Raw genomic sequence first — 24062 nt, 5'->3', positions numbered from 1 at the left:
CCTGGCGCGACATCTCGGTGCCCTACAACATGAGCCGCACCATGGACAACCTGCCCTCGCTGGAGGAGCTCGAGTCCTGCATGAACCAGTAATGGCGGTACCGGGCGGGCCCCGCGGGGCCCGTCCCGCCTGAGCGACGGCGCATCCTGCGCCGCTCGCCGTTCTCACCGCCCGATGCCGAGATCCTTGCCATGAATGCCATTGCCAGGGCCATCGACGCCCTCAACGAAGGGTTCGGACGCCTGATCGCCCCGCTGCTCGCGGTGATCACCCTGATCGTGATCTATGACGTGGGCATGCGCTTTCTCGCCGGCCGCCCCAGCGACTGGGCCTTCGACGTCACCAAGATGCTGTTCGGCGCCCACTTCATGCTGATGGCCGCCTACGGCCTGCGCCATCACGCCCACGTCGAGGTCGACGTGCTCAAGCGCCTGCTCACCCGCCGCAAGCAGGCCGTGCTCGACCTCGTCGGCTACCTGATCTTCTTCGTGCCCTTCATCTGGATGCTGCTGACCTACGGCTGGAGCTTCTTCTCGCGCTCCTTCAGCCGCGGCGAGACCACCTACGGCATGGTCTCGATCCCCGTCTACCCGGTGAAGGCAGTGATCGTGATCGCCGCGGTGCTGCTGCTGCTGCAGGCCATCGCCATCGTGATCCGCGCGCTGCGGGCCCTGACCGGAAAGGAGGCCGCATGAGCCCCGAAATGCTCACCCTGTTCATGTTCGGCGGCCTGCTGGTCGGCCTGTTCATGGGCCATCCGCTGGCCTTCGTGCTCGGCGGTGTCGCCGTGATGGGGGCCCTGCTCGGCCCCGGCATCAAGGTGCTCGGCACCATCATCAACAACATCTACGGCAACTCCATGGACAACTACGTCCTGGTTGCCATCCCGCTGTTCGTGCTGATGGCACGCTTCCTCAACGACTCGGGTGTCACCGAGAAGATGTTCGAGTCGATGCGCCTGCTGCTGGCCAATCTGCGCGGCGGCCTGGCGCTGACCGTGGTCATCGTCTCGGTGCTGCTCGCCGCCACCACCGGCATCGTCGGCGCCTCCATCGCGGTGATGGGCATGATCGCGCTGGTGCCGATGCTCAAGTACTCCTACAACAAGGAGCTCAGCACCGGGGTGATCATGGCCAGCGGCTGCCTCGGCATCCTGATCCCGCCCAGCATCATGCTGATCCTGATGGCCAGCTACTCACCGGTCTCGGTGGGCGCACTGTTCGCCGGGGCGCTGGTGCCCGGGGTGATGCTCGGCGTGATGTACGCGCTCTACGTTCTGGTGGTGTGCTACTTCAAGCCGAGCTACGGCCCGCCGGTACCGCCCGAGGAGCGCGCCGACGTCTCCACCGGGCAGCTGCTGGCCATGCTGGCCAAGTACGTGCTGCCACCGATGGCGCTGATCCTGGGCGTGCTCGGCTCGCTGTTCCTGGGCATCGCCACGGCCACCGAGGCGTCCGCCATCGGCGTGGCCATCGCCTTCGTGCTGTTCCTGATCTTCGGCGACCGCAAGGCCTCGACCTGCTACCGCACCCTGATCGACGCCAGCAAGACCACCACCATGGTGATGCTGGTGCTGGTGGGGGCCACCGCCTTCACCGGGGTATTCTCGCGCGGCGGCGGCATGGAGGTGATCAGCGAGGTGGTCATGGCGATGCCCGGCGGCACCATCGGCGCGCTGGTCCTGATGCTGTTCCTGGTCTTCGTGCTGGGGATGTTCCTCGACTGGACCGGCATCGTGCTGCTGAGCTTCCCGATCATGCTGCCGATCGTCGCCGACATGGGCGTCGACGTGCTGTGGTTCGTGGTGATGGTGGCGGTGGTGCTGCAGACCTCCTTCCTCACGCCGCCGTTCGGCTACGCGCTGTTCTACCTCAAGGGCGTGGCGCCGCCGGGCGTCGAGACGCTCGACCTGTACCGCGCGGTGATCCCGTTCTGCGCACTGATCGTGCTGGCCTGCGTGCTGATGGCCTTCTTCCCGGTGCTGGTCACCGGCCTGCCGTCGCTCATGCTGGGCTACTAGCCCGCCCCGTCCCCTCGGCCCAGGCGCCCGTATCGCACGATACGGGCGCCTTTCCTTGATGCCGGTCAGCTGGCGCAAGCTGCAGCCGCATGCGCCAACTGGTATCATTTCCGGCCGTTACCGCCTCGCATTGCTGCGCTGCCGCGCCGGCCAGTGAAGGAGTTCCCGCTTGTTCCGATCCGCGACCACCGGCCTTGCCTCCCTGTCTCGCCGCCTCAACCCCTGGACCCTGCTGATCCTGAGCGTGGCGCTCGTCGTGGCACTGCCGGTCGTCGTGGTGCTGGCGCATATCGTGATGCCGACGCAGGGCGTCTGGCAGCATCTGGCCAGCACGGTGCTGGGGCGCTACCTGGGCAACACCTTCTATCTCGCCGTCACGGTGGGGCTCGGCAGCATGGTGATCGGCACCGGCACCGCCTGGCTGGTGGTGATGTGCCGCTTCCCGGGGCGGCGACTCTTCGAGTGGGCCCTGCTGCTGCCCCTGGCCGTGCCCACCTACGTGATCGCCTATGCCTACACCGACTTCCTGCAGTATGCCGGCCCCTTGCAGAGCTGGCTGCGCGAGCTCTTCGGCTGGGGCCACGGCGACTACTTCTTCCCCGACATCCGCTCGCTGGGCGGCGCCGCCACGCTGATCACCCTGGTGCTCTACCCCTACGTCTACCTGCTCGCCCGGGCGGCCTTCCTCGAACAGTCGGTCTGCGTGCTCGACGTCGGGCGGACGCTGGGACGCGGCCCGTGGAACCTGTTCGCCACCGTGGCCGTGCCCCTGGCACGCCCGGCCATCGTCGGCGGCGTCTCGCTGGTGCTGATGGAGACCCTCAATGAGTTCGGCGCGGTGCAGTTCTTCGGCGTCGACACCTTCACCACCGGCATCTATCGCACCTGGTTCGGCCTCGGCGAGCAGGTCGCCGCCGCCCAGCTCGCCGCCTGCCTGCTGCTGTTCGTCATCGCGCTGGTGCTGCTGGAGCGCTGGTCGCGAGGCAAGCGCCAGTACTTCCACACCACCAACCGTTACCAGCAGCTGCCCGAGTATCGCCTGCGCGGCTGGCGCGCCGCAGCGGCCCTCACGGCCTGCGCCCTGCCGGTGCTGATCGGTTTCGTGATTCCCAGCGGCCTGCTGGGCCAGATGGCCATCACCAAGGGCGATGCGCTGTTCGGCACCCGCTTCCTCGACTTCGCCTGGAACAGCCTGATGCTGGCCGCCGTCGCCTCGGCGATCGCGGTCGGCCTGGCCGTCATCCTGAGCTACGGCGTACGCCTGCACGACAGCCCGCTGACGCGCCTCGCCACGCGGGTCGCCTCGATGGGCTATGCGATTCCCGGCTCGGTGATCGCGGTGGGCATCCTGATTCCCTTCGCCTGGCTCGACAACAGTCTGAACAGCTGGCTGCACGCCCACTACGGCAAGATCGTCGGGCTGGTCTTCAGCGGCTCGGCCTTCATCCTGGTGTATGCGTACGTGGTGCGCTTCCTGGCGGTGTCGTTCAATACCGTGGAGGCCAGCCTGGGCAAGGTGACGCCGAGCATGGATGCCGCCTCGCGCACCCTGGGCCAGACGCCGGCCGGTACGCTCAAGCGGGTGCACACCCCGATCATGCGTGGCAGCCTGATCGCCGCGGGCATCCTGGTCTTCGTCGACGTCATGAAGGAGCTGCCGGCGACCATCATCCTGCGCCCCTTCAATTTCGACACCCTGGCCGTCAGGGCCTACGGCCTGGCCTCGGACGAGCGCCTCGCCGAGGCGTCGACGGCGTCACTGGCCATCGTCGCCGTCGGCATCGTTCCGGTGGTCCTGCTGAGCATGGCCATGCGCCGCTCGCGTCCCGGCTCAGGCAGCCGCTGAGGGGAAGACGAAGACCTGCGACAGGTCGAGATGGATGTCCACCCGCTGCCCCTCGGCTGGCAGGAACACGCCGGGTACCCGGGCATGCAGGTGGGCCTCGCTGCCGTCCTCGCCGTGGGCGCAGATGTGCAGCAGGCTGCTGCGCCCCAGCAGCTTGGCCATCACCACGTGGCTGTGGCGATGCTCCGGCGCCGGCTCGAAATGCTCGGTGATGCGTAGCGCCTCGGGGCGGATCATCACCAGCGCCTGGCTCCCCTCGGGCAGCCAGCCGGCTTCCACCGGCCCCACCGGGGTCTGCACGCGACCGCCATGCACCTCGCCCGAGAGCTCGTTGACCTCGCCGAAGAACGCGACGACGAAGGGATCGCAGGGCGCGCAGTAGAGCTCCCGTGGTGTACCCACCTGCACGATGCGACCGTCGCGCATCAGGGCGATGCGATCGGCCATGAACATGGCCTCCTCGGGGTCGTGGGTCACCAGCAGGGTCGCGGCGCCGACCTTCTTCAGCACGTGCAGGGTATCGTCGCGGATGCGGTCGCGCAGGCGGGCATCGAGGCTGGAGAAGGGCTCGTCGAGCAGCATCAGCTGCGGCGCCGGCGCCAGGGCACGCGCCAGCGCCACGCGCTGCTGCTGCCCGCCGGAGAGCATGTGCGGGTAGGATTCGGCAAAGGCGGCCATGCCCAGTTGCTCGAGCAGGGTCAGCGCTCGCTCGCGGCGCTGCCGCGGCGGCTCTCCCTTCAGGCCAAAGGTGACGTTCTCGATCACGGTGAGATGGGGAAACAGCGCCGACTCCTGGAAGGCCAGGCCGACATTGCGCTTTTCCGGCGGCACGTGGCGCCCCCTGGGCACGGCGATCTCGCCGCCGTTGAGGCTCACGCGCCCCTGCTGCAGCACCTCGAGCCCCGCCGCGATGCGCAGCAGCGTGGTCTTGCCGCAGCCAGACGGCCCCAGCAGGCAGACGACCTCACCGGGCGCCACCTCCAGGTCGACGCCTCGCACGGCGGCCTGGCTGCCGAAACTGTGATGCACCCCCTCCATGCTCAACGCGGTGGCCTGCAGGTAGGGAGCGTGTCCGACTTCCATTGGCTTCGATTGGCTAGTCATAGAACAGGCGACAGGGTCCAAGGGGAAATGGCAGATCTCATCCTACCCGAAATGTCCAGCAAATACGTTTGGAATCTACTCGCATTTGCCAATTTTTTCGCGTTCCCTTGCGTTCTGTCAGCTCCTCGGCGCAGCGAGCCCGGGGGACTCCTGCGACAGGCTTGACGGCTTCTTCGCAAAACGCTTCAATAGCGTTCAACGTAATGCAACGTATTATCATTACTTCAACAACACACCTGTTCTGTCAGGCTCTCGAGGTGCAACCATCATGACCCAACGTCATCGTCTCGTCGCTCCCCTCGCCGCCGTGCTGGCGGGCTCCGCGCTGGCCTCCACCGCGACCGCCGATGAGGTCAACCTCTACTCGGCCCGCCACTACGATTCCGACGAGAAGCTCTACCAGGCCTTCACCGAGCAGACCGGAATCAAGGTCAACCTGCTGGAGGGCGACTCCGACCAGCTGATCGAGCGCATCCAGCGCGAGGGCGTGGCCAGCCCCGCCGACGTCATGATCACCGTCGACGCCGGCCGCCTGTGGCGCGCCGAGCAGGACGGCATCTTCCAGAGCGTCGAATCGGACGAGCTCAGCGAGCGGCTGCCGGAGGCCATGCGTCACCCCGAGGGCAAGTGGTTCGGCTTCAGCCAGCGCGTGCGGGCGATCTTCTACAATCCCGAGAACGTCGACCCCAGCGAGATCACCTCCTACGAGGACCTGACCGATTCGCGCTGGGAGGGCGAGGTGTGCATCCGCTCCTCCAACAACATCTACAACCAGTCGCTGCTGGCCTCCATCATCGATCATCACGGTGCGGAAGGCGCCGAGGAGTGGGCCCAGGGGATCGTCGATAACATGGCGCGCGACCCCGAAGGCGGCGATACCGACCAGATCAAGGCCGTGGCGGCCGGCGAGTGCGACCTGGCCGTGGCCAACCATTACTACTACGTTCGCCTGCTCGAGTCCGAGGAGGCCGCGGATCGTGAGGCCGCCGAGAAGGTCGGCATCCTGTTCCCCAACCAGGACGACCGCGGCATTCACGTCAACGTCGGCGGCGCCGGCGTGGTCGAAGGCGCGCCCAACCGCGAGAATGCGGTTCGCTTCCTCGAGTTCCTGGCTTCCGACGAGGCCCAGGAGATCTTCGCCGCCGGCAACTACGAATTCCCCGTGGTCGAGGGCGTGAAGATGAGCGAGACCCTCGAGTCCTGGGGCGAGTTCAAGAAGGATGACCTCAACGTCAGCATCCTGGGCGAGAACAACCCGGAGGCGATCCGGATCTTCGATCGCGTCGGCTGGCGGTAAGCCTTACCCGGCATGAGCGAACGCCCGCGGCCATGGCCGCGGGCGTTTGCGTTTGAGGGGCCGGCATCGGCTAGTGGCTCGTCAGTTCACCACCTGCTGCCGAGGCTATTGCGGCAGACCGGGCCAAGCGATCAATCAGACTGCCCAGGCTCGATGGACAGCATCGCCACGCGCAGCCGTTCCGCCAGAATGGAGGTGGCCATGGGCAGGGCACGATCACTGTGGGCGCAAAGGGTCAGGTGCGCCTTGGCGATATGCCGATCGAACAACGGCTTGAACATCAGCTCGCCATGGGCGAGCTCGCGGGCGATGTCGAGTCGATTGAGGAAGGCGACGCCAAGCCCAGCGCGTGCCAGCGACTTGAGGGTCAGGATCCGGTTCCCTGCGGCGACGGGCTCCGGCTCAAGATCGGCCCTGGCCAAGACTTGCTGAAGGGTCGAGCCATGAAACATCTCGGAACTGGGCAACAGTGCCGGATAGGCCAGGCATTCCCTTAACCACAACGCCTCGCGGTCGGCCAATGGATGACTCGGCGCCAGCACGGCCCCGAACTCCAGCCCAACCTGCTCGATGAAGCGTACCTTGGGCGTGACAGGGGGATTGATGCACAGCCCGATATCGGCGTCCCCGGTGACCACCTGCTCGAGGATGGCATCGGTCATGCCGGTCATCAGCTTGAAGCGCACCTGCGGGAAGCGCTCATTGAAGGCAGCCAGTACCTGGGGCAGTAGCTGGTCCGTCAGTGACTCCACGCTGGCGATACGTACCTCTGCGCAACCGGTACCGCGAATCTCGCCGAGATACTCCTGCAAGCGTCGCTCGTCACGCTGCCATTGGCGAATCTGATGAAGCATCAGCTCGCCTGCCGGCGAGAGCCGCAACCCGCGGGGCAGGCGCTCGAAAAGTGGAACCCCAAGTTCATCTTCCAGCTTGAGGACCTGCCGATTGATCGCCGACGCCGCCACGTGCAACCGCTCGGCAGCCTTCCGCAGCGACCCCTGTCGTGCCACCTCTTCGAAGTAGCGTAATCCAGGCAGCAGCAGATGCATGCCTCTCTCCTCACCTGATCGTTGCCTTTTCGGCAACGGTTATCACGAAATTTTATTATGGACCAGAACAGAGCAGCCCCGCTAGGGTGATTCCAGGGCGCCCAGTCGTCTCTCTGCCTCAGCCCTCCCGGGGCCCGCCACAACAACAAGAGGATCCGTGATGAACACCACGCCCAAACCACCCGATGCGGCACTCGAACCCGTCGATGAGCGCTTGCCGTTGGGCACCATGCTGCTCTACGGCTTACAGCACGTACTGGTGATGGCGGCAGCCCCCATTACCGCCGCCTTCCTGATCGGTCATACCCTGGAGCTGCCGGACAACGTCACCGTTGGTCTGATGAGCGCCATCTTCCTGGCCTGTGGCCTGGCCGGCATCCTGCAGTCGGTGGGGGTATCCGGTTTCGGTGCTCGCCTGCCCTTCGTTCAGGTACCGGGAGGCGCCCCGCTGGTGATCTTCCTGGCCATCGCCCAGGCCACCGACCTGCAGACGGCCACCGGCGCCGTCATCCTGACGGGCCTCTTCTACTTCCTGGCCCTGCCCTTCTTTACCCGGGTGCTGAGATTCTTTCCACCCATCGTGATCGGCACCATGCTGCTGCTGGTGGCCGTCAACCTGATACGCATCTTTGGCGGCTTGATCACCGGCCGTCCTGAATCCCCTGAGTTCGCTGCCATGGGCAACATCGGCCTGGCCCTGGTCACCATCGCCTGTACCGTGGTGTTCGCCCGCTGCTTCAGCGGCATGTGGCAGCGCATCGCCGTGATGCTGGGCCTGCTGGCCGGCGCCGCGGTGGCCGTGGCCACGGGCGCGATGTCCTTTTCGGGCGTGCTGGAGGGGCCAGTCGTGGCACTCCCCCAGCCGTTTCCCTTCGGCATGCCGAAGTTCGACCTGTTCGCTTCGCTGCCACTGATCATCTTTTCCGTGGTATCGATGACCGAGGCAACGGGCCAGACACTCGCCACCGCCGAGATCGTCGAGCGCAAGGGCGACCATAAAGCCATCGTGCCGCGCAACATCCGTGCCGACGCCCTGGGTTCGCTGTTCGGCGGCTGCTTCGGTACTTCTTTGATCATCACCAGCGGCGAGAACATTGGCATCATCCGCGCCACCGGCGTGCGCTCCCGCTACGTGACCATTGCCGCCGGCGCCATGCTGGTGCTGCTGGCCCTGTGCGCACCCCTGGGGCGGCTGGCCTATGCCATTCCCACCGCCGTGGTGGCCGGGACCGCGGTGATCGTCTTTGCCATCATCGGCGTCATGGGTATCAACATCCTGCGTCGGGTCGACTTCAACCAGAACGGCAACATGTTCACGCTGGCGGCGGCGCTGGCCATGGGCCTGATGCCCATCGTCGTGCCCGGCTTCTACAGCGCCTTCCCGCAGCACCTGCAGATCGTCCTGGGCAATGGCCTGGCCATGGGCACGCTGACGGCAGTGCTGGTCAACATCCTTTTCCATCACCTGGGACATTCTCGCACCCCGGCTTCAGCGGCCAAGCAGGCCGACCTCGCCAGCGAACACGTCAAGAGCCAGTAAAAAGGGAACCTCATGCACACCCAATCGCAGGCCCGCGACACCGTGGGCCAGGGGAAGCTTTACCCCGGGATTTTCGATGCCGATACCCTCCTGCTGCTCCCCGAGGAGGTACTGCTCGGGAGCGGCTGCGCCAAGGGCCAAGCGGTTCTCGTCGCGAACGGCAAGTTCACCGAGGTCGGCGAGCGTGCCGCCTTGCTCGCCCGTCACCCCGAGTTGACCCCGATCGAGCTTCCCGGCAAGTTGCTGATGCCCGGCTTCATCGACACCCACCATCACCTGACCCAGTCGCTGGGCAAGTCGCTGGTGTTCGGCGAGCCCTCCGAGATCTTCAAGCGGATCTGGGTTCCGCTCGAGGCCAGCCTCGACGAGCAGACGCTTTACCTCTCGGCCAAGCTCGCCGCGCTGGAGGCGCTGCGCGGCGGCTTCACCACCACCGTGGATGCCGGCACCCGCGCCTTGGCGGAGATCGGCAGTATCGCCCAGGCCGCCGAGGAGACCGGCTTGCGCTGCGTGCTGGGCTTCATCTGCAACGATAAGGGCGGCCAGGATGGCTCCGTGAACGGCGCCACTATCCGGCGCGACGCCGAGCGGCATCTGTCCCGCTGGGCGGGGCACGCGTTGATCGAACCCTCGCTGGCGGTGTCGATTCCCGAGGTGGCCAGCGACGCCATGCTGCATGCCGCCGCCTCGCTCTGCGCCGAGGCCGGCACCATCTTCCAGACCCATGTCAACGAGCATCTCCAGGCGGTGGAGCGTTCGCTGGTCGCTCGCCGCCAGCGTCCCTTGGAGCACCTGCACGCGGTGGGCGCGCTGGGACCGCAGACGCTGATCGCCCACGCCACCCTGGTCACGCCAACGGAACTCAACCTGCTGCGCGATACCGATACCGCGGTGGCCTTCAATCCGGTAGCCAGCTCGTGGAAGGGCAACGCCGTGGCGCCGGCGCTGCAGATGGCCGCGCTGGGCATCCGCTTCGGCCTGGGCACCGACGGCACGCGCAGCGACGCCTTCCGCCTGATGGATGCCGCCGAGACCAGCCAGCGCCTGACCGTCGGCCTGGCGACCGGCGATTCGTCCTGCGGCGGTGGCTGGCTGTGGCTCGAACACGCCACCCGTGCCAGTGCCGATGCAGCGGGACTCAAGGCAACGACCGGCGAGGTCGCTGCGGGCCTGGCCGCCGACTTCCTGCTGGTCGATCTCGACGTGCCGGAAATGACGCCGTCCTGGGATCGTCCGTGGGAGCTGGTGCGCTACGCCAATCGCGACCAGATAGACGCCGTGTTCACCAACGGCCGGCTGCGCCTGTGGCAGGGCTGGCCGGTGGACTGGGATGCCCGCGCGCTGCTGCGTGAGGTGCGTGAGGTAGCCGGCGCCGCAGTGGAACGCGCACCGATCTATCGGGTGCACCCGCCGTCATCGGCGCACCGGGCAACGGTCAACGGGGCTCGGGAAAACGATGCCGAGCTGACCGCGGGGACGACTCGCCCGTCATGAACGAGATCACCGTCTTCGTCATCATTGCCGCCGCTACCGGCATCGCCGCCTTCATACAGGGTGCGATCGGTATCGGCTTCGCGCTGATCGTCGCCCCGGTGCTGGGCTTCCTGCGCCCGGACCTGCTGCCAATCGCACTGCTGATCCTGATGTTGCCGCTCAATCTTTATGTCGGACTGCGCGAGCGCGAGGCCATCGACTGGCAGGGCGTCGGCTGGATCAGCCTGGGTCGCCTGCCCGGCACCTTCCTCGGCCTGTGGATTCTGGTCATCCTGAGCGCCGACGGTCTCAATCAGGTGGTCGGCGCCTCGACGGTCATCGCCGTGCTCGCCGCCCTGTTCGCCCCGGTGTTCCGACCACAACGCAATGCTTGCGCCACCGTCGGCGTCATCACCGGCATCACCGAGACCGCCACCGGTGTCGGCGGCCCGCCCCTGGCGCTGCTCTACCAGCATCGCCCCGGGCCGGAACTGCGCTCGACCATTGCCTGCTGCTTCCTGGTCGGCGAGATCATCTCGCTGATCATTCTGGCCGCAGCGGGCAAGTTTCATCTCGACCAGTTGCTCTGGGCGCTTTGCCTGTTGCCACCGTTGATTCTCGGCAGCGTGGCCAGCCGCATGACACACCATCGCATCGACGCCAGGCGCCTGCGCCAGGGCGTGCTGCTGTTTGCGCTGGTGTCCGGCGTCATCTTGATGCTCCCCCTCTAGAGCCCCTAGTGCGCCTCGTCCCAGTTGGCGCCCGACTCGGCCTCGACGATCAATGGCACGCTGAGCTCGGCGGCGGCCTGCATGCGCGACTTCACCTCGCCGATGAACTCGTCCACCTGGTTCTCGCCGACCTCAAACACCAGCTCGTCGTGGACCTGCATCACCATGCAGGCGTCGAAGCCGCTACCCTGCAGCCAGCCGTCGACCCCGATCATGGCGCGCTTGATGATATCCGCCGCGGTGCCCTGCATCGGCGCGTTGATCGCGGTGCGCTCGGCGGCCTGGCGCCGGGCGTGGTTCTGGGCACGAATTTCGGGCAGGTAGAGCCGGCGGCCGTACACGGTCTCGACGAAACCGTCCTCGGCGGCCTGGGCGCGGATGCGCTCCATGTAGCGGGCCACCCCCGGGTAGCGGTCGAAGTAGCGGTCGATGTAGGTCTGCGCCTGGCCGCGATCGATATGCAGCTGCTTCGACAGGCCCCAGGCGCTCATGCCGTAGATCAGCCCGAAGTTGATCGCCTTGGCGCTGCGCCGCTGCTCGCCCGAGACCTGCTCCAGCGGCACGCCGAAGACCTCGGCGGCGGTGGCGGTGTGGATGTCGCGCCCCTCGGCGAAGGCCGAGAGCAGCCCTGCGTCCCCGGAGAGGTGGGCCATGATGCGCAGTTCGATCTGCGAGTAGTCGGCGGCAACGATGCGATAGCCGGGCCGGGCAATGAAGGCCTGGCGGATCTTGCGCCCCTCCTCGGTGCGGATGGGGATGTTCTGCAGGTTGGGGTCGGAGGAGGAGAGCCGGCCGGTGGCGGCCACCGCCTGGTGATAGCTGGTGTGCAGCCGCCCGGTGCGCTGGTTGACCAGCCGCGGCAGCTTGTCGGTGTAGGTCGACTTGAGCTTGGCCAGCCCCCGGTGCTCCATGATCACCTTGGGCAGCGGGTAGTCGAGGGCCAGCTCCTCGAGCACCGCCTCGGCGGTGGAAGGCGCACCCTTGGGCGTCTTCTTGATCACCGGGATCTTCTGCTCCTCGAACAGGATCTCGCCCAGCTGCTTGGGCGAGCCGAGGTTGAACTCGCGCCCGGCCAGCTCGAAGGCGCGGGCCTCGAGCTCGGTAATGCGCGCCTCCAGCTCCTGGCTCTGGGCGTGCAGGCGCGCGGCGTCGAGCGCGACGCCGGTGCGCTCCATGCGCGACAGCACCGGGATCAGCGGCCGCTCGATGGTATCCAGCACCTCGGCCAGGCGTCCCTCCGCCTCGATGCGCGGACGCAATTCGCAGTGCAGGCGCAGGGTGACGTCGACGTCCTCGCAGGCGTAGGGCACGGCCTGTTCGAGATCGATCTGGTTGAAGGTGAGCTGCTTGGCACCCTTGCCGGCGATCTCCTCGAAGCTCACCGTCTTCTGGCCCAGGTACTTCAGCGCCAGCGAATCCATGTCGTGGCGCGTGGCGGTGGAGTTGAGCACGTAGGATTCGAGCATGGTATCGGTGAGCGGCCCGCGCACCTGGATGTCGTAGTTGGCCAGCACCGAGATGTCGTACTTGAGGTTCTGGCCGATCTTGCCCCGGCAGGGGTCCTCCAGCAACGGCTTGAGCGACGCCAGCACGCTGGCCCGGTCGAGCTGGTCGGGCACGTCGAGGTAGTCGTGAGCGAGCGGCACGTAGGCCGCCTCGCCGGGCTCGAGCGCCAGCCCCACGCCGACGATCTCGGCCTCCATGTAGTTGAGGCTGTTGGTCTCGAGGTCGAAGCAGAAGGCCTCGCAGGCCTCCAGCCGGGCCAGCCAGGCGTCGAGCTCGGCCTGGGTCAGGATCAGGTGGTTCCGGCAGGCCGCCACGCTGGCCGGCGGCGCCTCGGGGTCGAGGTTGCCCGCCGCGGCGGTGCCCGCGACCCCGGCGCCCCGCTCGACGTCGTCGACGCCCTCGTCCTTGCCCGCCAGCAGTTCGGAGAGCCAGGCCTTGAACTCGAGCTCGGTATAGAGACGCTTGAGCGCCTCGCGGTCGGGGTGGGCGATGTCGAGGTCATCGAGTCCCACCGGCAGCTCGCAGTCGGTCTTGATGGTGGCCAGCTGGTAGGAGAGATAGGCCATGTCGCGGTGCTCCTCGAGCTTCCTTGGCAGCGTCTTGGCGCCGCGGAAGTCGAGGCTGGCGACGCGATCCAGGTCGGCGTAGATGGTGTCGAGCCCCCCGCCCATGCCCTGCAACAGCCCCAGTGCCGTCTTCTCGCCCACCCCCGGCACCCCGGGGATGTTGTCGACCTTGTCGCCCATCAGCGCGAGGAAGTCGATGATCAGCTCCGGCGGCAGGCCAAACTTGGCCTTGACCCCTTCCACGTCGAGGGTCTCGTCCTTCATGGTGTTGACCAGCGTGATGTGCTCATTGACCAGCTGCGCCATGTCCTTGTCGCCGGTGGAGATCACCGCGTCGCGGCCGGCCTCGGTGGCGAGCCGGGCCAGGGTACCGATGACGTCGTCGGCCTCGACCCCCTCGACGCACAGCAGCGGCAGGCCCAGCGCGCGGACACAGGCATAGAGCGGCTCCACCTGGCTGCGCAGGTCGTCGGGCATCGGCGGCCGCTGGGCCTTGTACTGCTCGAACAGCGCATCGCGAAAGGTCTTGCCCTTGGCGTCGAAGACCACCGCCATGGGGCTGTCCGGGTAGTCCTTGATCAGCCGCTTGAGCATGTTGAGCACGCCCTTGATGGCGCCGGTAGGCTGACCGTTGGAGGTGGTCAGCGGCGGCAGGGCGTGGAAGGCACGGTAGAGGTAGGACGAACCGTCGACGAGAACGATGGGCGTGTCGGCCATGTATCGGCATCCCTTGGGTCTGGGGGTGTTTCGGCGTCTGGAAGGTTTTCATGATCCTGATCAGCCATGATACGCATTGCGCACCGCTTTTGCCGACATCGATGGGATCGCGCTGTCCAACGTCTTACACTGCAAGCAGCCACTCGGTGGCAGCGAACGCTGCAAACGGTACTCGGAGGTCCCCATGACAGTTTCTTGCCGTTTCCTCGCTGTAACACTGCTGTCCCTCGGCCTGGTGGCCGCCGCGCCTGCCCTGGCCCAATCCTCTGCCGATGTCGAGCCCGACATCACCATCCGCCAGGAGGAGGACCGCACCATTCGCGAGTACCGCGTCAACGGCCAGCTCTACGCCATCGAGATCCGTCCGCGCCGAGGGCCCAGCTACTTCCTGGTCGACCATGACGGCGACGGCAACTTCGAGCGCCAGGAGGGCGACAGGATCGCCATCCCCGAATGGGTCCTGATGCGCTTCTAGCCGTTGCCACGGGCTCGATGGCGGGTGGGTGCCGGAACGTGTCCTGCGGACGTGCATCGCAGTGCCAAGTCGCTACAATAGGCGGCTTGGCAACCTGGGCGAGAGACACATGGCCGTATTCACCCCGTTGAGCGACGCACAGGTCGCGGAGTTCCTCAGGCGTTTCGACGTCGGCAGCCTGGTCTCCCTGGAGGGAGTCGCCGGCGGCACCGAGAACACCACCTTCTTCGTCACCACCGACCGCCGCGAGCTGGTGCTGACCCTGTTCGAACAGGGCGAGCACGAGGAGCTGCCGTTCTTCGTCGACCTGCTCGACTACCTCGACGAGCATCGTCTGCCGGTGCCGGGGCCGGTGCACGACCGCGAGGGTATCGCCCTGCACAGCCTGGCCGGCAAGCCTTCGCTGCTGTTCCCGCGGCTGCCCGGCCGTCATCCCATGGCGCCCAACCTGGCGCAGTGCCAGGCGCTGGGCGACGCACTGGGGCGCATGCACGTGGTCTCCCAGCATTTTCCCGGCCACCGTCCCAACCCGCGCGACCTCAACTGGCTGGTGGCCATGCACCACAAGGTGCTGGGCTATCTCTCGCCCGAGGACCAGGCCCTGATGAAGGACGAGGTGGAGCTCTACCAGGGGGTATTCGGTGCCGCGCCGGAGCTGCCCCACGGTGCGCTGCACGGAGACCTGTTTCGCGACAATACGCTGTTCGAGGGCGATCGCCTCGGTGGCCTGATCGATTTCTACAACGGCTGTACCGGTGACCTGCTGTTCGACCTGGCCATCGTCATCAACGACTGGGCGTCTGGCCCCGAGGGGCGCCTGGATCGCGATCGCCACGATGCCATCCTGCGCGCCTACCAGGCCCGCCGACCGCTGACCTCGGCCGAGCGCGAGGTGTGGCCGACGATGCTGCGCATGACCGCCCTGCGCTACTGGTTGTCGCGGCTGCTGGTGGTCTACGTGGACCCGCCGGCCCACGACCTGACGCCGCACGACCCGGCGCAGTTCCATACCATCCTCACGGCACGCCTGAAACTAGGCGCTCTGCCCCTGCCCGAAGCGAGCAACACATGAGCCTATCCATGGGAGCTGCCTCCGGTCCCGCCCAGCGTGCGCGCCGTACCTGGAACATCGACCAGTGGGGCAGCGGCTATTTCGACGTCGACGACAGCGGCCACGCCCTGGTGCGCCCACTCGGCAGTGAAACCGAGGGCCCCGCCTTGCCGCTGGCGCCGCTGGTGGACCAGCTGCGCGAGGCCGGCCTGCGCCTGCCGGTGCTGGTGCGCTTCAGCGACATTCTCCACGACCGCGTCGAACAGCTGTGCGAGGCCTTCGACCTGGCCATGAACGAGGAGGAGTACGTCGGTGGCTACACCGCCGTCTACCCGATCAAGGTCAACCAGCAGCGCCGCGTGGTCGAGGAGATCCTCGCCACCCGCGAGCGCGGCCACGGCCGTGTCGGCCTCGAGGCCGGCAGCAAGCCGGAGCTGCTGGCCGTGCTGGCGCTCTCCGCCGACGGACCGTCGCTGATCGTGTGCAACGGCTACAAGGATCGCGAGTATATCCGCCTGGCACTGATGGGCGAGAAGCTCGGCCATCGGGTCTACCTGGTGGTGGAGAAGTTCTCCGAACTGCCGCTGATCCTGGAGGAGGCCGAGAGCCTGGGCGTCACGCCGCGCATCGGCCTGCGCGCGCGCCTGGCCTCGGTGGGCATGGGCAAGTGGCAGGATACCGGCGGCGAGAAGTCCAAGTTCGGCTTGACCGCGGGACAGATGCTGGCCGTGGTGGAGCGCCTGCGCGAGGCCGGCTCGCTGGCCAGCCTGCAGCTGGTGCACTTCCACCTGGGCTCGCAGATCGCCAACATCCGCGATATCCAGGTCGGCCTGCGCGAGTGCGCGCGCTTCTACCAGAGCCTGCTGGCGCTGGGCGCGCCGATCGATACCGTCGACGTCGGCGGCGGGCTGGGCATCGACTACGAGGGGACCCGCTCGCGCAGCTTCTGCTCGATCAACTACTCAATGCGCGAATACGCCCGCAACGTTGTCAGCGCCTTCGCCCAGGCCTGCAACGAGGCGGAGATCCCTCACCCGCACCTGATCAGCGAGTCGGGCCGGGCCCTCACCGCGCACCACGCCGTGCTGATCGCCAACGTGATCGGCGAGGAGCGGGTCAACGACCGGGCGCCCGAGCGCCTGGCCGAGGACGATCCCCAGCTCGACGAGCTGTGGCGCGTACACGACCTGCTGGGCAACGCGGTGGAGCCGCGCGAGCTGGTCGAGGCGTGGCACGACCTGCTGCAGGCGATGAGCGAGATGCACGATCGCTTCCTCATGGGACTGGCCGACATCACCGTGCGCGCCGAGGCGGAGGGCGTCTACTTCGCCGCCTGCGCGCGGCTGCGCGAGCGCCTCGACAGCCGCAACCGCGCCCATCGCGAGATCGTCGACGAGCTCGCCGAGAAGCTCGCCGACAAGCTGTTCGTCAACTTCTCGCTGTTCCAGTCGGTACCCGACGTCTGGGGCATCGACCAGATCTTCCCCGTCCTGCCGCTCACCGGGCTCAACCGCGAACCCACCCGCCGCGGCGTGATCCAGGACATCACCTGCGACAGCGATGGCCGCATCGACGGCTACGTCGACGGCCAGGGCGTGGAGACCACCCTGCCGCTGCCGGAGTGGCGCGAGGACGAGGAGCGCCTGCTGGGCTTCTTCCTGGTCGGCGCCTATCAGGAAATCCTCGGCGACCTGCACAACCTGTTCGGCGACACCGATTCCGTCGATGCCGCGCTGGACGAAAACGGCGACTGGGTGCTCAGCCACGCGCAGCAGGGCGACCGCGTCTCCGACGTGCTGGCCTACGTCAACTTCGACGCCAAGGTGCTGCGTGACCGGCTCGCCGGACAACTGGCCGACAGCGGCCTGTCTGCCGAACAGCAGGCGCACTTCCTCGACGATCTCTCGGCCGGCCTGCAGGGCTATACCTACCTGGAGTGATCCGCCACCCGCCGCAAAGCGAACGCCCCCTCGACCTGACAGGCCGAGGGGGCGTTTCTCGTGTATTGAGCTGGCGATCAGCCGGGCGGCTACTCCGCCACTCGACCACTGACCTCCAGCCCGCCGGTCAGGGTCAGGCGCAGGTTGGCGCCGCGCGGCAGTTCGCCGACGCCCGCCGGCGTGCCGGTCAGCACCACGTCGCCGGGCTCGAGGGTGAAATGGCGGCTCATCTCGGCCACCAGGGTGGGGACCGGGAACAGCATGTCGGCGCCCTCGCCGTGCTGGCGCAGCTCGCCGTCGATCTCCAGCTCGAAGGTCAGCGCGTTCCAGTTCGGGACGCGACTCAACGGCAGGAAGTCGGTCAGCGGGCAGGCACCGTCGAAAGCCTTGGCCACTTCCCAGGGCTGGCCCTTCTCCTTGAGGCGAGCCTGGACGTCGCGCAGGGTCAGGTCGAGCGCCAGGCCGATGCCGACGACGGCCCGCTCGGCCTCGTCCGCGGTGGCGTGGGTCAGCCGCTCGCCGATCAGCAGCGCCAGCTCGGCCTCGAAGTGAACCTCGCCGCGTGCAAACGGCGCCTCGATGGGCGCATCGAAGCTGGCCGCGCTGGTGGCAGGCTTGATGAACAGCAGCGGCTCGCTGGGTATCGGGTTGTTCAGCTCCTTGGCGTGGTCGGCGTAGTTGCGGCCGACGCAGACGATCTTGCCCAGCGGATGGGAAAACGCCTGACCATCGGTGAAGCGGGGGACAAAGCGCATGGCGGGTCTTCTCCTTCTCGTTATGCGTGCCGCATCTCGACGGCAAGCCTAACAGTCTACCGCACCATGCGCTCCGTTCCATCCATTCGCGACGCCCCTCGAGGGGTCAGTCCTCCGGGGTCCAGGGTTCGTCCGGCGAATGCGCCAGGAAGCTCGGCCGCCGGCGACGCGCGGCGAATGGCTCGACGCAGGCGTTGTCGCGCCGGTTGTAGACGAAGAAGACATTGCTGCGCGGGTCCGGCGACATGTTGGCGTTGGAGCCGTGCAGTGTATTGCAGTCGAACAGCAACAGGCCGCCTGCCGCCCCCTTCGGCGCCTCGATGCCGTGGCGGGCGACCAGCTCGCGCAGCGCCTCACGGCCCGGCACCCCGAACTCCTGTCGCTTGAGCGACTGGCGATGGTGGTCGTCGGGCGTCTTGCCCAGGCACGGCACGAAGACCTTGTGTGAGCCGGGAATCAGCATCAGCGGGCCATTGAACTCATGGTTGTCGGTCAGCACGATCGAGGCGCTGACCGCATGCATGGCCGGCATGCCGTCCTCGGCGTGCCAGGTCTCGAAGTCGGAGTGCCAGCTGAAGCCCTTGCCTTCGAAGCCCGGCTTGTAGTTGATGCGCGACTGATGCACGTAGGCGTCGCCGCCGAGGATCTGGCGCACTCGCCCCACCAGGCGCTCGTCGCGTGCCAGAGCGGCGAAGCGCTCGGACAGGTAGTGCACCGCGAACAGCGAGCGGATCTCCTGGCTGTCGGGTTCGGTGATGCTGAAGTCGCGGCCGCGGAAGTCGTCGCGATTGAGCAGCGCGCTCAGTTCGCGGCGCAGTTCGTCGAGCTCCTCCCCGGCGATGAAATTTGGCTCGAACAGGAAGCCCTTGCGCTCGAACTCGTCGAGCTGCGCCTGACTCAGCGGCCCCTCGTCGGCACGGCCACGCACCACCTCCTCCTGTCGCTCCAGCCACAGGGTGTCGAGCGGCTCGGCCAGCCGGGTGGGATAGGCATCGCGAACGCGTTCGAGCACGCTGTCGACCTGAGAGGTCAGGGTGTCGCTACCGGCGTAATCGGTTGCCTGCTTCAGCTTACGGTTGGACGAAGTCTGCACTGTCATCCAATCACCTCCTGTGTATCCGTGATCAGTTTCAGCCCCAACTCGTGCAACGGCGTAGCGCCGCGGTGGGAGGCCCAACAGGGCCTTGCAGCGATGATGTGGTGGCGGTGGGCTGCGCTTTCAAGAGCTTGGCGTGGGCCGGCTTTTCCCATGGCATCGGCCCGGCTCGGCTTGCTACATTAGCGGCATCGAGGAGCGGCGAGCGCTCGTCACTCCAGTTTCCATCGCCAGGAGACCCGCATGCCGTCGACACCGGAACCGCCCACGCCTGGTCAAGGCCGCTGGGAGCGGCGCTTCGAACGCTGGCTGTGGAGCAGCCGCTACCTCGTGCTGCTGGCCGTCATTCCCAGCCTGGCCGCCGCCCTGGCGCTGTTCATCATCGGCACCATGGATATCTTGAAGCTGGTGCTGGCCACCGCCGGTTACTACCTCGTCGGGGGCGGCCCGGACATTCACGACACTGTCGTCCCCAGCGTGGTCATGGCCATCGACATCTATCTGGTGGCGATCGTGCTGCTGATCTTCGGGCTCGGCGTCTACCGGCTGTTCGTTTCTCCCATCGAGCTGGCCGAGGAACACGCGCCGGGACACCCGTTCAACGTCCAGTCCTTCGACCAGCTCAAGGACAAGATCGCCCGCGTCGTCATCCTCGCGGTCATCATCGAGTTCTTCCGCGCCGTCGTCGACATCCGTTTCCAGACACCGCTGGAGGCCATCTACCTGGCGTTGTCGGTGCTGGCGCTGGCGGGCGCCCTGTTTCTGATGAGCCGCGCGCATCAGCCATGACGGCGCGCCGCCCGCGCTGTCGTGGTGGCTCCCGCTCCGGGCCAGCGGCCATCGCTCCGATGCGATGATGACCGACGACACGGGCGTGCCACTGATGCCGCCCGCAGGCAGGGATTAGGCCAAGCCGAGTGGTTACGCATGCTGTTACGCATGAACGAAAAAAACCGCCCATCGAGGCGGTTTTGATAGCTGCACATCGCTGATTTCCCGAATGCCAAGCCAGGTTCTGGATGGTGCCGGCACCAGGAGTCGAACCCGGGACCTACTGATTACAAGTCAGTTGCCACATCGGTGTAACGCGCAAAGGCCATAACCTCTTGAAATACCTGAAGTGGCTGGTCGCAGAACAATGACAAATCAATTCGCTGAATCACCAGGTTGCCCTGCAATTCCAGTAGATTGGCTTGCCCTTGTCAAGGGAGGGGGGGGGTATATCCTGGCCGACGGAAGCTCCCTCCCCTATCGGTCAGGCGCGAGTGGCGTGTCTCTGCTCCAGATACCGCCGCAGGGCATTCAAGTCGGGGGCCACGTACTCCAGCGTTGAGCGAATGTCGGTATGACCACAGATCTGCTGGGTCAGGTAGAGGTCCCGCTCCGGACTGCGCATCAGGTCCGTGGCCAGCGAATGGCGAAAGCGATGGGGCGTCACTCGACTGCCGCAGAATTTGGATAGGCGACGGAAGAAACCCTCGACCTGCCAGATGTCCATGGTGTCGCGGCTATGCCGTTCGCTGAAGCGGTTGACATTGAACAACTGATCCGAGCGACGAAAGCCCATCGCATGGGCGGCGGTCATCAAGGTGGAGAGGTGGGGATACAGCGCGTCGGTGATGGGCAGGGTGGCTTCGATCCGGTTCTTGGCCCCTTCGGCCGATGCCGTCAGGCGGCGCTTCTTCAGGTGGACATCGACCGGCTTGATGCTCAGCAGTTGGTTCAGGCGAATCCCGGTATGGTAGAAGGTTTCGAGGACCACTTGCCAGAACCAGGCCGGGTGGATCGGAGCTGGCTCCCCTTTCACCACCTCGTACCGCCGGCAGAGCTCGAGCGTCTCCCTTGCAAAGACGATATCCGTGTCTTTCAGCGTTTTGCGTCCTTTTTTCTTCTCTCGCAGGAACACCCCTTCGAAAGGCGATTTGTTTAGTGGTATCAGCTCATGCGATATGCCAAAACGGTAGACGCTTTTCAGGTGTCTGGCGTAATTGTTCCAACTGGTCTCCGCGATGCCCGAGGGGTTGCGCCCGGACTGGACGATTGCGGCACGCCATGCCATGACATCAGCTCGTTTGACTTCCGAGGGAAGCACGTGATCACCGATGTAGCGCTGAAAATAACTTACCGGCCCCAGGTATGATGACTGGCTTTTGGGCGCTAGCCATCGTTCGATAAACATCTCTTGCAACACTTCATCGAAGGTACAGTTACGCATCTTGCTCTGCCTCATCCTTGATGAGAGAGAGATAGACGTTGTCTCGGGCATGGGGCTTCATGCTGGATTCGGACTTCAACAAGTAACCCTTGAGCACGCTCCCCTTCCTGTTGGGCCCTTGCACGGAAACCTTGAAGATATTCGTATTGCTTGCCGTTCTCTGATGCAGCCCCAGCTTTTGGAAACGCCTCTGCACTTTTTCCCACTTCGAATCAGAGCCAAAAGTTTCATTACAGAAGCGCCGAAATATCCCTGGGCTCACCAGGAAATATGTCCCTTCGACGACATGGACTGCCGCTTTAGCATCATTTACGATGATCCTCTTCGATGCCAGGCCCGAGTTCAGCCAATGCAAGAACGCTTGGCCAAGGTCATCCGTCTCGCCACGCCCCTCTCGCTCGACAGCTTCTAAATTAGCCGAGGGGATAGCATGCCCATCGTTTCCTACGCTGTCTGTCCGATTATCGCTACAATCTTTGTCAGTGATCAGCGACACGATATCCTCGAGATCCAGTGCGCTGGCCGTCGTCTCAGTGTCCGCTTTCTCCCGCCCCACGTCCTGAGGCTCGAATTCCTGCTCATGAAGCCGATTAACGGTGGGCACGGTAGAGCGAGGCGCAACTGGTGGCGCCGTCTCATGTTCTACCTCCATACCGCCTGTCTCCTTAGTCGATTCCGCTCCCGTGACACGCAAGGTGCCAGCGAGCAACGGCGGCCTCTCCTCTCCGGCTCCCCAGATCACCGAAGGAGCCAGCTTGAGAAAACTTAAGGAAGCCTGCCACTCCCCTATCTGGACGTCCGCCTTCCACACCGCGTTGCCATCTCCTGTCTCTACTATCAACCCGTGGGCCTGCATTTCGTCATACATACGGGCGGTGTTCGAAGGTACTCCACCTACGCCATGCTGAAGCAGATAGGCTTTGAGCTGATTGGGAACGCTGGGCGCGACGATCCACAGCCCATCCGCAGTCAGGTATGCCGGGGCTCGGGGCGAATTCAAGGGGAGTCGCTCTTTGACCAGGAACCGGAGGGCATCGACCAGCTTGCGTTGCAGCGACTCGACGGGGGCCTCGAGCGCTCTAGCAGGATTGCCACCCAAGGAGCTGGCCACACTCGCCCGATCCGCCTGTGAGACGATCTCGCCGATGATGCCTGACTCGTGTGAGTGCCCTGTTATTGTGTACATGAACTGCCCGAACACAGCGGGATCTGAATTCAGCCAATCCAGCCCCCTGCTGTCCAGAAGCTGCTGACACAGCAGGCCGTTACTTACCTGATGAAGCTGATAATCACGGCCCTGACGGTACTGCACCCGATAAGGCGTGGGGATTATCCCCTGCCACAGCCGCCAGACGCGCCCGTCCTGGAGGATAATTTCAATGTCGACCAAGACCTTCGCAATGTCGTGCAGCAGGGCTGCGTAGACCACCGCGATCGTCCAGAGCTCTCCTACGGACGCCTGTTCTTCGGGAGTGCCCCCTGGTGGTAGCAGATGCTGTCGCCGCAGCCTCAGAGCAAAGCTGACGGTCTCAAGCGCGTGGTCGAGCATGCCTCCGGCATAGGCGTGGTGGTGGTTCTCCGAGGCGGGTAGCAGTTGTACCAGCTCCGCGTAGCGCTTCAGTGGAAGACTCACAAAGTCATCGAATACCGGCTGTGTCAGCGAGGTGAGATCCCACAGCGACTTGAGGATCTGCTGCCGATACGGTGTGTCGAGCAGCTCCGTCCCCTTCAGCGGCACCCACCATCCCCGTTCATGTGGAAAAGCTGTAGTGTCGGCATATTTCTTCTGTTTCAGCAGGCGCTTGAGCATTGAGGGCTCTCGACAGTGGGTACTTGGCTCAATCTGACGAGGGTTGGCGATGCTGAGAAGGGAAAATGTTAATGGCGTTCGGCGGGATTTCGGTGCTCATTCTTGCTGTCAATTCGTCCCTACCCTTCAGAGGCAAAAGTTTGTCGGGTCTCCTTACAAAATTACTCGGTATGTCAGTAACCATCTCCTCCTCCCAATGGAGGTGGAGATGGTTATACGACAAGCCTTCAGACGTGGGTTTGGTAGATCCGGGGGACAATCAGAGATAGCCCCGCTCTGCGAAGGACACGGATTCCGTGCCACCGACCACGATGTGATCGAGTACGCGCACTTCGATCAGACCCAGCGCCTCTTTTAGGCGATGGGTGATGCGTCGGTCTGCCTCACTGGGGTCGGGCTGCCCGCTGGGATGATTGTGGGTGAAGATCACCGCGCCGGCATTATGCTGCAACGCCGTCTTTACCACTTCGCGGGGGTAGACCGAGGCTGAGTCCAGAGTGCCGTGGAACAGCTCGTTATACTCAATCACCCTGTGCTGACAATCCAGGAAGATGGCACCGAATACCTCGTGGTCGTAACCAGCCAACTTGACCCACAAGAACTCTCGGACTCGGTCGGGGGTGCAGAGCTTCACGCCCCGGGAGACCGTGCGTTCCACCACCGACCGGGCGGCTTTGATGACGCATTCATCTGGAGCTGCCTGGTAATTGCCGGCGTCATCGAGCACGAAAAGTTGCAGGCCATGCCGGGAGACCGGCTGAGAGGTGTAGCGAGAAGATGCCGAGGAGGTAGCAACCGCTTGGATGGAAGTCATGACCAGATCCTCATGGACATGACCGAAACCACACCCCTACCGGGAGTGTGATCCCGG

19 protein-coding genes are annotated in these 24062 nt (G+C 65.4%); 11 read left to right on the top strand and 8 right to left on the bottom strand.

Annotated features, from left to right (window positions below):
• Positions 1-191: 191 nt before the first annotated feature.
• The 3 genes from DIS04_RS15020 (at position 192) to DIS04_RS15010 (ending at position 3866) form a co-directional block, all read left to right on the top strand.
• Positions 192-695 (top strand): TRAP transporter small permease subunit, encoded by a 504-nt coding sequence (locus DIS04_RS15020; RefSeq protein WP_111414599.1) that lies wholly within the window; start codon positions 192-194, stop codon positions 693-695.
• A complete protein-coding gene (locus tag DIS04_RS15015; RefSeq protein WP_111414598.1) occupies positions 692-2020 on the top strand; it encodes a TRAP transporter large permease in 1329 nt (442 codons plus the stop codon). The genes DIS04_RS15020 and DIS04_RS15015 overlap by 4 nt, the downstream gene beginning before the upstream one ends.
• A 169-nt stretch (positions 2021-2189) precedes the next feature.
• Positions 2190-3866, top strand: a complete 1677-nt coding sequence (locus DIS04_RS15010) for an ABC transporter permease (RefSeq protein WP_111414597.1) — start codon at positions 2190-2192, stop codon at positions 3864-3866.
• Here DIS04_RS15010 and DIS04_RS15005 read toward each other — a convergent pair.
• A complete protein-coding gene (locus DIS04_RS15005; RefSeq protein WP_422668072.1) occupies positions 3852-4949 on the bottom strand; it encodes an ABC transporter ATP-binding protein in 1098 nt (365 codons plus the stop codon). The genes DIS04_RS15010 and DIS04_RS15005 overlap by 15 nt on opposite strands.
• A 289-nt stretch (positions 4950-5238) precedes the next feature.
• Between DIS04_RS15005 and DIS04_RS15000 the strand changes: the two genes are divergently transcribed.
• On the top strand, positions 5239-6267 hold the full coding sequence (locus DIS04_RS15000) for a Fe(3+) ABC transporter substrate-binding protein (protein WP_111414595.1): 1029 nt from the start codon (positions 5239-5241) through the stop codon (positions 6265-6267).
• A gap of 131 nt (positions 6268-6398) precedes the next feature.
• On the opposite strand, the gene DIS04_RS14995 is transcribed toward DIS04_RS15000, so the two are convergent.
• The gene (locus DIS04_RS14995; RefSeq protein ID WP_111414594.1) at positions 6399-7316 is read right to left on the bottom strand and encodes a LysR family transcriptional regulator; all 918 of its coding nucleotides are present in this window, start codon (positions 7314-7316) and stop codon (positions 6399-6401) included.
• 160 nt (positions 7317-7476) lie between these two features.
• Here DIS04_RS14995 and DIS04_RS14990 point away from each other — a divergent pair, with 160 nt between their 5' ends.
• From DIS04_RS14990 to DIS04_RS14980, 3 genes are read left to right on the top strand one after another with little or no spacing between them, the layout of a single operon-like run.
• Positions 7477-8856, top strand: coding sequence for a uracil-xanthine permease family protein (locus tag DIS04_RS14990; RefSeq protein WP_111414593.1), 1380 nt, complete (start codon positions 7477-7479; stop codon positions 8854-8856).
• Between the two features lie 12 nt (positions 8857-8868).
• A complete protein-coding gene (locus tag DIS04_RS14985) occupies positions 8869-10350 on the top strand; it encodes an amidohydrolase family protein (protein ID WP_111414592.1) in 1482 nt (493 codons plus the stop codon).
• The gene (locus DIS04_RS14980) at positions 10347-11060 is read left to right on the top strand and encodes a sulfite exporter TauE/SafE family protein (protein ID WP_111414591.1); all 714 of its coding nucleotides are present in this window, start codon (positions 10347-10349) and stop codon (positions 11058-11060) included. Before DIS04_RS14985 ends, DIS04_RS14980 begins: the two co-directional genes overlap by 4 nt.
• 5 nt (positions 11061-11065) lie before the next feature.
• Here the strand turns inward: DIS04_RS14980 and polA are convergent, their stop codons facing one another.
• Positions 11066-13849, bottom strand: coding sequence for a DNA polymerase I (gene polA / locus DIS04_RS14975; protein WP_111414590.1), 2784 nt, complete (start codon positions 13847-13849; stop codon positions 11066-11068).
• 184 nt (positions 13850-14033) lie between these two features.
• Here polA and DIS04_RS14970 point away from each other — a divergent pair, with 184 nt between their 5' ends.
• From DIS04_RS14970 to speA, 3 genes are all read left to right on the top strand, one after another.
• Positions 14034-14324, top strand: a complete 291-nt coding sequence (locus tag DIS04_RS14970; RefSeq protein ID WP_111414608.1) for a DUF2782 domain-containing protein — start codon at positions 14034-14036, stop codon at positions 14322-14324.
• Positions 14325-14433: 109 nt separating this feature from the next.
• Positions 14434-15396: a homoserine kinase gene (locus DIS04_RS14965; RefSeq protein WP_111414589.1), complete on the top strand. Its 963-nt coding sequence runs from the start codon at positions 14434-14436 to the stop codon at positions 15394-15396.
• Entirely contained in the window at positions 15393-17315 is a 1923-nt protein-coding gene (speA, locus tag DIS04_RS14960; RefSeq protein WP_111414588.1) for a biosynthetic arginine decarboxylase, read from the top strand. Before DIS04_RS14965 ends, speA begins: the two co-directional genes overlap by 4 nt.
• 89 nt (positions 17316-17404) lie before the next feature.
• Here speA and DIS04_RS14955 read toward each other — a convergent pair whose 3' ends face one another.
• The gene (locus DIS04_RS14955) at positions 17405-18070 is read right to left on the bottom strand and encodes a fumarylacetoacetate hydrolase family protein (protein ID WP_111414587.1); all 666 of its coding nucleotides are present in this window, start codon (positions 18068-18070) and stop codon (positions 17405-17407) included.
• Positions 18071-18176: 106 nt separating this feature from the next.
• The gene (thpD, locus tag DIS04_RS14950; RefSeq protein WP_111414586.1) at positions 18177-19169 is read right to left on the bottom strand and encodes an ectoine hydroxylase; all 993 of its coding nucleotides are present in this window, start codon (positions 19167-19169) and stop codon (positions 18177-18179) included.
• 240 nt (positions 19170-19409) lie between these two features.
• Here thpD and DIS04_RS14945 point away from each other — a divergent pair, with 240 nt between their 5' ends.
• A complete protein-coding gene (locus DIS04_RS14945) occupies positions 19410-19955 on the top strand; it encodes a YqhA family protein (protein ID WP_111414585.1) in 546 nt (181 codons plus the stop codon).
• 466 nt (positions 19956-20421) lie between these two features.
• On the opposite strand, the gene DIS04_RS14935 is transcribed toward DIS04_RS14945, so the two are convergent.
• The 3 genes from DIS04_RS14935 to DIS04_RS14925 all read right to left on the bottom strand — a co-directional run bounded on the left by DIS04_RS14935 (position 20422) and on the right by DIS04_RS14925 (position 24005).
• Complete coding sequence (locus DIS04_RS14935) at positions 20422-21381, bottom strand: tyrosine-type recombinase/integrase (RefSeq protein WP_162623093.1); 960 nt, start codon at positions 21379-21381, stop codon at positions 20422-20424.
• A complete protein-coding gene (mobH, locus tag DIS04_RS14930) occupies positions 21374-23191 on the bottom strand; it encodes a MobH family relaxase (RefSeq protein ID WP_111414584.1) in 1818 nt (605 codons plus the stop codon). Before mobH ends, DIS04_RS14935 begins: the two co-directional genes overlap by 8 nt.
• A gap of 259 nt (positions 23192-23450) precedes the next feature.
• Positions 23451-24005 carry a JAB domain-containing protein gene (locus tag DIS04_RS14925; protein WP_111414583.1) on the bottom strand — a complete coding sequence of 185 codons (555 nt, stop codon included), beginning with the start codon at positions 24003-24005 and terminating at the stop codon, positions 23451-23453.
• Positions 24006-24062: the final 57 nt, after the last annotated feature.

Source organism: Billgrantia lactosivorans, from assembly GCF_003254665.1.
Classification (GTDB): Bacteria; Pseudomonadota; Gammaproteobacteria; order Pseudomonadales; family Halomonadaceae; genus Halomonas; species Halomonas lactosivorans.
Note: the sequence above shows the minus strand (reverse complement) of the source record. Positions and strands in the feature narration are given on the sequence as shown.